We start from the raw sequence: 10,834 nt of genomic DNA, 5'->3' as shown, positions 1-10,834 counted from the left end.
TCGCGCTACACCGCCCCGCTCGTCGTGCCTGACTTGTAACCGGACCCGAGTGCCGACTGCACCGGATCGACCGGGAGCCGAACGCCGCCGTCCGTGTTCGCAGCGATCTCCGCCAGGTACCCAAGCAGCATCGCCATGTCGACGCCGCCCTGCATCGGCCCCGGTGTGACGCCGCCTGCAGCCATGAACTCCGCCGGGGGACGCCCCGGCATCCGCCGGAACCCCTCGAACATCAGCGCCCACGAGCGCGCCGAACCGTCGAGAGGGGCGTAGAGCTCCGACACGTCGCTGCGGTCGCCCACGACGCGGTATGTCGACGGAGGCACCATCTGCGCGATCGGTGCCATCGGCGTCAGCCCACCGGCTGCCATGAACTCGACGATCGCGCCCTGCGCGTAATTCCTCTTGTTCGCGACGTTCACGGCGACCGTGGTCCCGTTCCAGTCGCGGAAGAACGACTGCATGGCGGCATCCGCCGGGCTCCGGTCGGCGACGATGATGACACTGCCGTCGGGCAGCGTCACGATGCGGTCAGCGAGGTTCTGCACCTTGCCCTGCTCGGCCTTCGCATTCGACGAGAACGTCGTCGTCGCCGACTCCGGCGTCTGCAGGACGGTGTCGATCAGCGCCCGCGCCTGATCCTCGGTCAGCCCCATCTGCTCGAGCTGCCCGACGAGCGCCTCGGTGCCGGCGTTGTACCGCTCCGCGAGCGCCTCCTGGCTCTCGCCGGCCGCGTCCGCTGCAGACACCTCGTCGCCGAGCGCGGCGATCGCCGAGCGCACCTGGTCCTCGAGCGCACGGCCCGACTCCGACGCCCGCACATTCGCGAGGTCGATACCGTCGAGCGACATCAGCGCGCCCTCAGCATCGGTGCCGACGCGGTCGAGCGCGCCAGCGAGGCGCAGCGAGGCATCGTTCAGGAAGCCCATCGCGACCGCGCCCTCGCCGAACGCATTCAGTCGGTCACGGGCGGGCTCGAGCCCCTCCTTGATGAGCTTCTCGCGCATCGTGTCGGCGGCTTCCGACGTGGTGTCGTCGAACTCCCTCATACCGTCGATGAGGCCATCGAGCTGCGACGTGTCCGCGAACGGGTTCGACAGCTTGATGAAGTTCCGCATGCCCTCGGCCGCGTCCGCGAGCGGGCCCGACACGAACTCGCCGAGCGACTCCGCCCCGGCCGCAGTGCCCTCGACCATCGAGATACCGAAGTCGATCGCACTGTTCGCCAGGTCGAGGAAGAACTGCAGCACAGGGCCGCGGTTCTGCGACACGAACTCAGCGAAGTCGCCGAGCGGCTCCGAGAACGCGGCAGCCAGGGCACCCTTGATGCCGTCGGCCGCGACCTCGATGTTCCGTCCAGCCTGCTCGATCTTCGTCGCGTCATTGCCCGCGAGGGTGTCGAACATCTTCTTCGCCGAGCCCGTCACGCCATCGAGCTCCTCGACCGCCGACGAGAGGTCCATCGCGAAGAGCGCAGCACCGAGATCCTCGGCCTGCGTGCCGAAGAGCGCCACGGCGGCCGCGTTCCGCGCCACCGGGTCTTCGATCTCGCGGAGTCCGTCGAGCACCTGAGCGAGGCCGTCGCGAGCGTCCTTCCCGCCGCGAGCGATCTTCGCCGTCATCTCCTCCGCGTCGAGCCCGAGCGTGCGGAACCCCTCAGCGGAGGTTTCCGACGCGTCAGTCGCGCGGATCTGGAACTCCTTCAGCGCGTCTGCCGCGAGGTCGCTGTTGCGGGCGCCGGCGTCGAGCCCCTGATTGATGAGCCCGAGCGCTTCCTCGCCCGTGAGGCCGAGCCGAGCGAACAGCGCCGGGTACTCGGTGAACGTGTCGATCATGTCCTCGGACGCGTTCACGCCGTTGCGGGCGCCGGTCGCGAGGATGTCGAACGCCTCATCGGCGGTCTTCGCGAGGCCGGTGCGGAGCAGCTGCGTGACTGCAGCCGCGACCGGCCGCACGTCCTCGTCGAGCACGTCGGCGATTCCGGACAGGCTCTCCACGACCTTCTGCGCCGAGCGGGTCGACGACTCCGGGTCGATGATGTCGAACTGCAGCGCCAGACGTGCCGTGTCCATGTTCGCTTCGATCGACTCGCCGAAGACGTTCGCATAGGCCTCGCCTGCGGCGCGGCCGAACCGGGCGGTGTCCTTCTCGCTCAAGCCGGTGAGTGCCTGCAGGCGGTCGTTGCCTGCCTCGACCGCGAGGCCGTCGGTGAAGGCTTGGCGCAGCGTGTCCGCGACGGTGTGCGCAAGGCCAGCGATCGCGCCCACGATCGGAGTGCTCGCGAGCGCGCCGACGATGCCGCCGATGAGCGCCGACCCGGCGTCCAGGCCGCCTCGGCGGCCGCCCTCGACCGCCGAATCCTCGAGATCGTCGATCGCGCTCTCGGCGGGTGCGGTGTCGGCGTCGACCTCCATCGTGGCCTTCGCTGCGCGCAGCCCGTCAAGGCTGCGCTGCAACTTCGACAGCTCCGCCTCGGCCCGCTTGACGTTGGCCGACACGTCGAGTTCGGTCTCCACCGACTTGAGGTAGTCGAGGCGCTCGAACACGCGCATGAACGACTTCTCGGCACGGTCGATGTTCGCGTCGACCGTCGCCATCGTCTTCGCCGTGACGATCCGCTTCGCAGCCTGCTCGACCCGGTCCATGCCGGCGAGGGCGCCCTTCTCGTCCGCCGTGACCTTGGCAGTGATCGGCTTCGACTCGATCCGCTTGCCGGTCGCCTGGATGTCCTTCTCGGCCTTCGCGACGGGGTCGGTGTTGGCCGTGAACAGGGTCTCGAGTTCAGCAACGCGGAGCGGCATCGTTCACCTCCGGGTGAGGGCAGCACGCAGGCGCGTGGGCGAGTCGAGTAGGGAGAAGATCACCGCCCGGATGCCGGGCCACGGCCGCGCGAGGACGGCGGGATCGTAGAGGTCGATACCACGCTCGGCGAGCTCGGCGACGACGAGCCGCCAGTGCTGCACGAGCGCGAGCACCGATCCGTCGATCTCCGCCTGAGGACTCCCGCCGGCCGCGACCGATGCGGCAGACGGCATCTTCGGTTTCAGATGCGCCGGCAGCGGGCGATAGTCGAGGTACCAGCCCTCGTCATCGGGCTCGCCGATGCCGTATGGCGCCAAGTCCTCGGCGGTGATCAGGCTTTTGGGGAGGCATCAGCCTCCGGGGTCGACTCGACGTCCGGCGGTGCGAACAGCACGACCGCGAGCCGGTCGGCGTAGGCGCGGCCCTTCGCCCAGAAGAACGTCGCGTAGTAGGCGACTCGGTCGATCCACGACGCCGGCACGCCATCCGCACGCATGCGCTCGTAGACGTCGTCGCCGAGCGCCGGGTGGCTGTCGCCGATACTGTCGAGCACCTGCTGCACCTCGTCGGGGATCGGGCCCTCCTCGAGACCGAGGCGAACCTCGGCGCGCACGGCCGCGGCGAGCACCATCTTCATAGCCTCGACGCTCGGGGGCCGCACCATGTAGGTGCGGCCCCCGGGGGTGCCGTCGGCGCCGGGCAGGGTGATCTCGAGGTCCGGGGTCACCCACTCCGCGAAGTCGACGGCACCCATGCTCACACCACCCGCGTGTAGGCCTTGGCGGGCGAGGTGCCCACCGGCGTGATCACGGTGACGTTGACCGAGCCTGCTGACCCGGCCGGGAGCGAGGCGACGATCGTGGTGGCGGACACGACGGTGAACGCGGACGCCGAGACGGCAGCGAACTTCACGTCGGTCGCACCGAGGAACCCGCTACCGGTGATGACGATCTGGTCGCCCTCGCCCTGGCCCGACGGCGTGATCGAGATGATCGCCGGTGCCGGCTCAGCATCCCAACCCGCGAACGGGTTCGCGATCTCCTCGTACGGGCCCTTGCCGGTGAGTGTGACCGACCACTGCTCGATCTCGCCGTTCGGGCCGGTGTTCTGGCGCTGGTACGCGACCGTCACGAAGCCACGGCCGGCATCGGTCGGGTTCGGCTCGCCCGACTCGGGCTTGTGGTACCAGCGGACGTCGAGGACGGCCGCAGCACCCTTCGCCGAAGGGAGGGTGCGCGCGCGGATCGCCTCGATCTCGGGCAGGTACGCGCCGGTCGTGATCGAACGGTTCACCTGCACGTTGAACGCGTGCGCGTGCGACCAGCCGGTCACGTCCTGGTTGGCGGCGCCGAGGTCGTCGTACGTCTGTGCGTCCTGGGTGGTCGGGGTGTACGTCGGCTGGTAGCCGCTCATGCGGCGGATCGGCTGCCAGTCCGGCGTGTCGTAGGTGCCGAGGTTGACGTCCATGCCGTACTCGAAGCTCTTTCCGAGCGTCGAGCCGGCGGGCAGGGGAACTGCTTCGCTCATGAGAGAGCCTCCTGGTTGTCGAGAGTGATGATGTAGTTGTCCGTCCGCTCCTCGCGGCGGTTCGCGTCGGCCCCGAGCGGAGCCATGGACAGGCGGCTGACGCCGCTGATTCCCCCCACTCGGGAGAGGCCTTGGAGCCGCGCGAACGCGGCGTCGGCGAGCTCGTCGGCGCCCGTCGGATCACCGGGCGCGCCGCGGGATCGCAGTTGGATGCGTCGCACGGCGAGGTGCTGCTCGTCGGTGGTCATGTAGACGCGGACGCCGACGCGGCGGTTGGTGTCTGCCTGGATCGCGCCGTAGTCGACGCCGACCTCGGTATCGGTGTAGACGGGGCCGTCCGGCCGCCACGCCCACCCGTCGATCTCGCCGAGGAACGCGGCGATCGCCTTAGTGAGCTCGACATCGGTGAGGCTCGGAGTGATCTCATCCAAGGTGCTCACGCACCTTCGCGGCCATGCGCGCCTCGATGTCGACCTCTTCGACCGCCTTCTCGAGGAACTTCGGCTCGCCACCGTCGAGGTGCTGCCAGTCGAGGTTCTCGTGGTTCCACTTCGACACGGGCGACTTGAATCCGACCTGCAGGGTCAGGTCGTCCATCGCGACGAAACCGGACTTGTCCGACTCGCCGGTGTCGGTCGGCGACAGCTCGCGCGCCCGCTTCAGCACCTCGCGGCCGACCTCGCGGAGACCTTCGCGCGCCGCCTGCTCGACGGCCGTGAGGATCGGCGTGTGCATCTTCATCGAGACCCCCTCGGCTACTTCAGGGCGAGCGTCTGGTGCCCCGGGATGACCGGGTGATCGGAGCCAGCGACTGCGAGCACCTCGGCCGTGCGCTCGCGGCCGGTGCCGGCCCACACGGTGACGAGCGACCCGACGGGCGCGATCACGGAGAACTCGCAGTGCACCTGCGTCGTCGACACGACCTCGGCGGCCGCGGCGTTGCGCACCATGCGCGAGCCGTCCTGCACCATCGCCAAGGCCGTGAACGGCGCCCCGTAGGTCTTGCCGAGACCCCCCGAGCCGGTCAGGGGCTTGATGGTGACCGTGTGCGGCAGGAAGCCGGGAGGCAGCTGCACCACGTCACACCCCCAGATTGACCGAGTACGCGTAGAACGTCGACGAGGGCCCGGCGCCCTGGCCGGGGCCGCGGAGCGTCGCGGAGAACGGGCCCGACGACCACGCCGCGAGCGACGGGTCGGTGCGGAACGCGACGCACGCCGCGGCGATCTCGCCGAGCAGGTCGGCCGGCACGGTCTCGAAGCCGTGCGTGACGTCGACCTCGTACGTGCCGGACCAGTAGCCCTCGAGCATCGCCTCGGCGGCGCCCGTGAGCACGTAGTCGCCCGACGACACCACGGCGCCGCCGCTGCGGACCTCGGCGACCGCGGTCACCTTCCGCGACGGCAGCACGAGCATGCGGTCGCCGCCGGCGCGCACGGTGAGCGTTTCCTCCTTCGACGGGGCGACGTGCCAGCCGAGCGCGCGCTCGAGCTTCGCGACGACCGCGTTGATGTGCTCCTGCACGAACGGCGCGCCGGGGAAGGCTGCCAGATCAGTGGGTGACACCTGCATCTGCGGCCTCCTCGGGGAAGTCGTCGGGGTGGATGTAGTCCGCCTCGCCGAGCCATCGCGGCTTCCGGTGGGTGGTCTTGATGCCGGTGTGCACGAAGATCGGCGCCTTCGCGTGGCGGGCCTTCACGCAGAACGAGAGGTCCTCGCCGAGCAGGCCGACACCGTCCGGTGCGGGCATCTGGTCGTACCAGGTCTCGCCGAACTCAGCGGCGATCCGCTCGAACACGCTGCGGTGGATCAGCAGGAACGCCGACCCGGTCGCGTTGACCTCGCACATCGCGTTGCGCGGGTAGTCCCGCCACGACGTGAAGCCGCGGATGCCGTCGCCGAGCTCGGCCCACCGGTAGAGGGTGGGGATCGCCTCGGTGATGAACCCGCCGAAGCCGTCGTGCTCGCGCTCCATCTGCGCGAAGCACAGGCCGCCGACGATCGGCCGCTCGGCGGGGTCGGCGAGCGACAGCATCGCGTGCAGCGAGTCGGCGGCGAACCCCATGTCGGTGTCCACCCACCAGAGCCACTGCTCGTCGCCGGCGAGGAACGCCTTCACGGTGTTGTTGCGGGCCTTCACGAGCCCGCCGGACGCGCAGCGCGAGGGCAGCGTGCGCCCGATGCGGAGCCCGCCCTCGAAGACGTCGTGCATCTGCGCGGCGATGAACGAGTGGAAGAACGATGCGTCGACCTGGTCGCTGTGGACCCACGCGACTGCGACGTCGCCGACGGGCGCCGGCTCAGTCGTCGGCACTGGTGGGCTCCTCGGCCAGATGCTCGACGGGCGCCTCCGAGGGAGCCTGCTCGGTGGGCTCCGGGGCCTTCGTCTCGGCGGGCTTGCTCACCTTCGTCTGGCGGCGCGCGCCGGGCTTCTCCTGCGCGACGACCTCGACATGCCCGCTCGAGGCGAGGGCCTCGGCCTTTTCCTTCGGCAGGTCGACGACATCGCCGGGGACGAACGATCGGAAGTTGGCTCGCGCGTCGACGAACCCGGCCAGAACTCGGACCTTCATCATGGTCTCCCTCGGTGGTGTGTTGTTGGTGGTGGTGCCGTCCGGAGTCGAACCGGGAGGGCTGCTCGCCGACGGCGAGCGCTGCGCGCCTGTGCGCGACACCTCGGTGCTGTGGGGCCCGCCGAAGCGGGCCCCACAGCGTGGCGTCAGATGATGAGCGCCGAGAACGCCTTGGGGCGGATCACGCCGCCGCCGACGCGCTTCTTGAACAGCAGCCCGACCTTGCCCTCGTCGGCGTACCGCTCGACGAGTCGCTGGACGGTGATGCCGGCCCGGTCCGCGATCAGGTAGCCCTGGCGGACGTCACCGAACACCAGCGAGGTGTTGATGGCGCCCGTCGAGGCGGTGATCGCGGGGAGGCCGTCGACGCGGTGGAAGGCGTAGCCGTTCAGCGTCGCGGGCTCGCCCGCGCGCAGCGACTCCTTCCACAGGTAGCCGCCGTTCGAGTCCTTCAGGAGCGAGGCGGCCTGTGCGACCGAGCCGTTCCCGAGGTACACGGCGTTGCGGGTCGCCCAGGCGGGGACCGCGTAGGCGAGCTTGATGATGTCGTCGCCGACGAGGGTGTCGGCGGCGCCGGCGGTCACCTTCTGGGTGATCGCCGAGCCGAACGCGATGCCGGTCGGCTTCGCGCTGCCGTTGCCGAAGGCGAACGCGTCGTCCTCCTGCTCCGCGAACTTCTGCGCGAGCGCGTCGCGGATGATCGCCTCGACGGTGTCGGCGTCGTCGAGCTCGTCGACGCCGAGCTTGACGAGCGCGGTGAGGTCGAACACCTCGATGGTGTCCTTCGCCGCGTTCGGGTCGGCGCCCATGCCGTCGGTCGTGGTCGAGCCGGCGAACTCGAGCTTGCCCCAGCCGCCGCCCGCGATCGTGACCGAGCCGACGTCGACCTTGTTCGAGGTCGTCGGCCGGATCGCGGCGAGGTTGCGGATGACCGCGAGGCGCGCGTACTCCTTGGTGATGGTGCCCGCGAAGTCGGACGGCACGAGGTTCTGGCCGCCGGAGGTGGAGTCCTCCACCAGCGCCGACTTCTCCTCGCGCGAGAGCCCGTCGATGCCGTGCTTGAGGTAGCTGTGGAACGCCTTGCGCTGCAGCTCCTTGCGCTCCGACTCGAGGATGATCTCGCCGTGACCGAAGCTCTCGGAGATCGAACCGCCGCCGGTCATGTCGTGCTTGTACTGCGGCTCCGAGATCCACGCCTCGTTCGCCTTGAGCTCGGCCTCGGCCTCGACGCGGGAGCGGTACTCCGACGCCTTGGCGAGGTGCTGCTTCATCGAGCTCGCGGCCTCGGCCGGCATGGCCTTGCCCTCGAACTCGTCGTTGATGGCGCGCGCCTGGGCGGTGTGCTGCGCGGCGCGTTCCAGAAGGGGGTGTGCCATGGTGGCTACTCCGTATCCGTGTCGGTGGAGCCGAGACCGAGTGCGGTCTCGTTCAGCTCCAGAAGGGTGCGGAGACCAGCCACGTCGGCCGGGTCCGCTACTGCGTCGGGATCGTTGCCGTTGAGGAGCGCCTCGCTGGCCCAGCGGTCCCAATGCGCGCCCTCGTCAGACGCACCATCGGCGGGGTCGTCGCCCGCCTGCTCTTGCGAACCCTCGTCGGGCTCACCTTCACCGGGCTCGTCGCCCAGCTGCGCCCCGTCGACGGGGGTGATCGTGAGCGTCGCCGACTTGCCGTCGGGGACGTAGTTGGTGACCAGGCGAACCTTCATCCGGTCGCCGGTGAGCGTGAAGCCGTTGTCGTCGTCGGACTCGTAGTCCTGCTGGAACGTGCCGGTCTCGTCCGCAGACATGACCGTGAACCACACCTTCGACTCGTCGAAGTCGCGAATCCAGACGTCGACGCCGTCCGATCCGTAGGCCTCGCGAACGAGCTCGTTGAGCTGGTCTCGGACCTCGTTCGCCGTGGACTTCTCCGCGAGTTCCGCGGCCAGGGCGGCTCGCGTGTGCCCGTCGAGCGCACCGGCGATCGACTTCACCCGCGACACGAGTGCCTCCGGGTTCATGGGGAACACGACGACCGACGTCTCCCAGAGCTTCAGCTCCTTGAGCAGTCGAACCCTGCCGGCGGCGACGTCCTTGTACGCGTAGTCGACCGCTTCGTAGCCGATCGACATCGTCTTCAGGTGGCCCTCGAGCAGCTTGATCCGCACGTCCTGAGCCGATGGCGCCGACGAGAACTGCGCCTTGAAGCGCAGGCCGCCGGCGTCCTCCTTGGCGTCGAAGATCGTTCCCAGCACCGAGGCGGTGGAAGCGACGTGATCGGCGAGCAGCGGGATGCCGTTGGCCTTGATGTTGGCGATCGTCTTGAGGAACGCGCCCTTCACGACGATGTCGCCGCCGAGGTCCACATTTCCGAACGTCGAGGCGTAGCCCTCGAGCGTGCCGGACCCGTCGGCAGCTGCCTTCCACTCGATCGGGACGGTGAGTCGATCCATACCGGGCATCACGCCCCTCCTTCGGTCTCGGTTGATTCGGTCGGGTTGTCCGTCCCGTCGACCTGTTCGGTAACGCCGGACACGTCGCGGGTCGCGATGACACCGGACGGAACGAGGAACACGTCGCCGCCGTCGACGGTCTGCATTCCGACCTCGCGACGGAAGTCGTTCTGCGTGATGCCGCCGGCGCGGAACGCGTTCGTCGCGCGCTCCCAGCGCGCCTGCTCGGACTCGCGGAGCGCTTCGACCTCGGACCAGTCCGGCCGGATCTCCACTCGACGGGCGCCCGCGCCAGCGAATCGGCGCTGGAGCGCCATCGCCAGTCGGGCGTCCTTCTTGCGGGCCGGGATCAGGGTCTCTTCCCAGAACGACGCGCGCGCTTCCTTGTAGTTCGCGAACGTCGACCGGTCGAGGCCAACTTTCGCGCCGACGAGGATCGGCGGGACGCCGAACGACATGCAGATGCGCGACTCGCTGATCGTCCGCAGGTCGGGGAACTCGAGGTCCTTCAGCGAGGAGCCGAGCTCCTTGATCTCCATCCCGGTCTGCAGGAACGCCGGCTCGCCGCGGCGCTTGCCTCCGAACTTCTGCTTCCACTTCTCGGTGAGACGGTTCGTGGTGGACTCGTCGAGCACTTGCTCGAGGTTGCCCATCGTGATCGCCACACCGGGGATCGCGTGGTTCTGCAGGAGGGCGGTGACGTAGTTCGTCGCCTCGTTGTCGAGCGCGGTGCCGCGGAGCGCGGCGCGCATCGGCGCCATCCCTCCGAGGGGATCGAGGGGTGACGTCATCCGGAAGTGGATGACGTCGACGTCGACGTAGCGGCCGCCGCCGTCGGGGGAGTATCCGTACGAGACCGTGTTCCGGCCGCGCTTGACCTTGATGAGGTCGGGCCGCAGCGGCCACAGCTCGGCGGGGCGCCCGGCACGGTCGGAGACGACCTCCCAGAACGCGTTGCCGGCGAGGCACTTGTGCAGCTCGAGCAGCTCGTCGAGCTCGACGTCCGCCATGAGCGGGTTCGGGTTCGCGAGCAGCCGGCGCACTGGGTGATCCTCGAGCGGCTCCGACTTGCGGCCGAGCGCGTCGTAGACCCGCAGCGGGGCGTCGGGGATCGACGTGGCGCGCTCGGTGATGCACGCGTAGACGAGCTCGTTGCGCGCGTACCCGTGCTCGACGTGCGAGAGGAACGACGAGCCGGGGTACTCCGGGTCGTGGAGGCCGCCGCCGAGGAGTCGGGCGAACGCGCCGAAGTTCTGCGCGGTCTTCGCCTCGATCGCCTGCTCGGCGAGGCCCGGGTCGGTGGGGCGGAATGCGCGCGACCAGATGGAACCCATCTACATCCACCCCTTCGCGAGAGCGACGCCGAGCGTCGTGCAGAACACACCTGCGGTGACGAGCGCGAGCGCGGGGCCCACGAACATCCAGATCCCGATGACGAGGGCGAAGAATCCGGCCACGACGAGGAAGATGGACACCCAGGGCAGTAGGTCGAGCTTCACGA

The 10,834-nt window shown here is 69.4% G+C and carries 14 protein-coding genes; all 14 read right to left on the bottom strand.

The window, feature by feature from the left end; translation table 11 throughout:
* Window positions 1-5 precede the first annotated feature (5 nt).
* The gene (locus tag ACFVSL_RS01160; RefSeq protein ID WP_386937745.1) at window positions 6-2,801 is read right to left on the bottom strand and encodes a phage tail tape measure protein; all 2,796 of its coding nucleotides are present in this window, start codon (window positions 2,799-2,801) and stop codon (window positions 6-8) included.
* Between the two features lie 3 nt (window positions 2,802-2,804).
* On the bottom strand, window positions 2,805-3,035 hold the full coding sequence (locus ACFVSL_RS01155; RefSeq protein WP_386937743.1) for a hypothetical protein: 231 nt from the start codon (window positions 3,033-3,035) through the stop codon (window positions 2,805-2,807).
* 98 nt (window positions 3,036-3,133) lie between these two features.
* The gene (locus ACFVSL_RS01150; protein WP_386937741.1) at window positions 3,134-3,556 is read right to left on the bottom strand and encodes a hypothetical protein; all 423 of its coding nucleotides are present in this window, start codon (window positions 3,554-3,556) and stop codon (window positions 3,134-3,136) included.
* A gap of 2 nt (window positions 3,557-3,558) precedes the next feature.
* A complete protein-coding gene (locus ACFVSL_RS01145) occupies window positions 3,559-4,329 on the bottom strand; it encodes a phage tail tube protein (RefSeq protein WP_386937739.1) in 771 nt (256 codons plus the stop codon).
* Window positions 4,326-4,760 carry a minor capsid protein gene (locus ACFVSL_RS01140; RefSeq protein WP_386937737.1) on the bottom strand — a complete coding sequence of 145 codons (435 nt, stop codon included), beginning with the start codon at window positions 4,758-4,760 and terminating at the stop codon, window positions 4,326-4,328. Before ACFVSL_RS01140 ends, ACFVSL_RS01145 begins: the two co-directional genes overlap by 4 nt.
* The gene (locus ACFVSL_RS01135) at window positions 4,753-5,070 is read right to left on the bottom strand and encodes a hypothetical protein (protein WP_386937735.1); all 318 of its coding nucleotides are present in this window, start codon (window positions 5,068-5,070) and stop codon (window positions 4,753-4,755) included. The genes ACFVSL_RS01140 and ACFVSL_RS01135 overlap by 8 nt, the downstream gene beginning before the upstream one ends.
* A 14-nt stretch (window positions 5,071-5,084) precedes the next feature.
* Entirely contained in the window at window positions 5,085-5,408 is a 324-nt protein-coding gene (locus ACFVSL_RS01130) for a hypothetical protein (RefSeq protein ID WP_386937733.1), read from the bottom strand.
* Window position 5,409: 1 nt separating this feature from the next.
* Window positions 5,410-5,901: a hypothetical protein gene (locus ACFVSL_RS01125; protein ID WP_386937731.1), complete on the bottom strand. Its 492-nt coding sequence runs from the start codon at window positions 5,899-5,901 to the stop codon at window positions 5,410-5,412.
* Window positions 5,882-6,643 (bottom strand): hypothetical protein, encoded by a 762-nt coding sequence (locus ACFVSL_RS01120; protein WP_386937729.1) that lies wholly within the window; start codon window positions 6,641-6,643, stop codon window positions 5,882-5,884. Before ACFVSL_RS01120 ends, ACFVSL_RS01125 begins: the two co-directional genes overlap by 20 nt.
* Window positions 6,630-7,004, bottom strand: a complete 375-nt coding sequence (locus tag ACFVSL_RS01115; protein ID WP_386937727.1) for a hypothetical protein — start codon at window positions 7,002-7,004, stop codon at window positions 6,630-6,632. Before ACFVSL_RS01115 ends, ACFVSL_RS01120 begins: the two co-directional genes overlap by 14 nt.
* A gap of 44 nt (window positions 7,005-7,048) precedes the next feature.
* A complete protein-coding gene (locus ACFVSL_RS01110) occupies window positions 7,049-8,278 on the bottom strand; it encodes a phage major capsid protein (RefSeq protein ID WP_386937725.1) in 1,230 nt (409 codons plus the stop codon).
* Between the two features lie 5 nt (window positions 8,279-8,283).
* Window positions 8,284-9,342: an HK97 family phage prohead protease gene (locus tag ACFVSL_RS01105; protein ID WP_386937723.1), complete on the bottom strand. Its 1,059-nt coding sequence runs from the start codon at window positions 9,340-9,342 to the stop codon at window positions 8,284-8,286.
* A complete protein-coding gene (locus tag ACFVSL_RS01100) occupies window positions 9,342-10,667 on the bottom strand; it encodes a phage portal protein (protein WP_386937721.1) in 1,326 nt (441 codons plus the stop codon). The genes ACFVSL_RS01105 and ACFVSL_RS01100 overlap by 1 nt, the downstream gene beginning before the upstream one ends.
* Window positions 10,668-10,832 (bottom strand): hypothetical protein, encoded by a 165-nt coding sequence (locus tag ACFVSL_RS01095; protein WP_386937719.1) that lies wholly within the window; start codon window positions 10,830-10,832, stop codon window positions 10,668-10,670. It abuts the gene before it with no gap.
* Between the last annotated feature and the right edge of the window lie 2 nt (window positions 10,833-10,834).

Origin of the sequence: Agromyces sp. NPDC058064 (assembly GCF_042885275.1) — a bacterium.
GTDB lineage: Bacteria > Actinomycetota > Actinomycetes > Actinomycetales > Microbacteriaceae > Agromyces.
This window is presented reverse-complemented; position numbering and strand designations above follow the sequence as displayed.

Bases quoted from the DNA above. Each gene is read 5' to 3' on its own strand.
- ACFVSL_RS01160 (WP_386937745.1), bottom strand. From the start codon at position 2,801: ATGCCGCTCCGCGTTGCTGAACTCGAGACCCTGTTCACGGCCAACACC.
- ACFVSL_RS01155 (WP_386937743.1), bottom strand. From the start codon at position 3,035: ATGCCGTCTGCCGCATCGGTCGCGGCCGGCGGGAGTCCTCAGGCGGAG.
- ACFVSL_RS01150 (WP_386937741.1), bottom strand. From the start codon at position 3,556: ATGGGTGCCGTCGACTTCGCGGAGTGGGTGACCCCGGACCTCGAGATC.
- ACFVSL_RS01145 (WP_386937739.1), bottom strand. From the start codon at position 4,329: ATGAGCGAAGCAGTTCCCCTGCCCGCCGGCTCGACGCTCGGAAAGAGC.
- ACFVSL_RS01135 (WP_386937735.1), bottom strand. From the start codon at position 5,070: ATGAAGATGCACACGCCGATCCTCACGGCCGTCGAGCAGGCGGCGCGC.
- ACFVSL_RS01125 (WP_386937731.1), bottom strand. From the start codon at position 5,901: ATGCAGGTGTCACCCACTGATCTGGCAGCCTTCCCCGGCGCGCCGTTC.
- ACFVSL_RS01110 (WP_386937725.1), bottom strand. From the start codon at position 8,278: ATGGCACACCCCCTTCTGGAACGCGCCGCGCAGCACACCGCCCAGGCG.
- ACFVSL_RS01105 (WP_386937723.1), bottom strand. From the start codon at position 9,342: ATGCCCGGTATGGATCGACTCACCGTCCCGATCGAGTGGAAGGCAGCT.
- ACFVSL_RS01100 (WP_386937721.1), bottom strand. From the start codon at position 10,667: ATGGGTTCCATCTGGTCGCGCGCATTCCGCCCCACCGACCCGGGCCTC.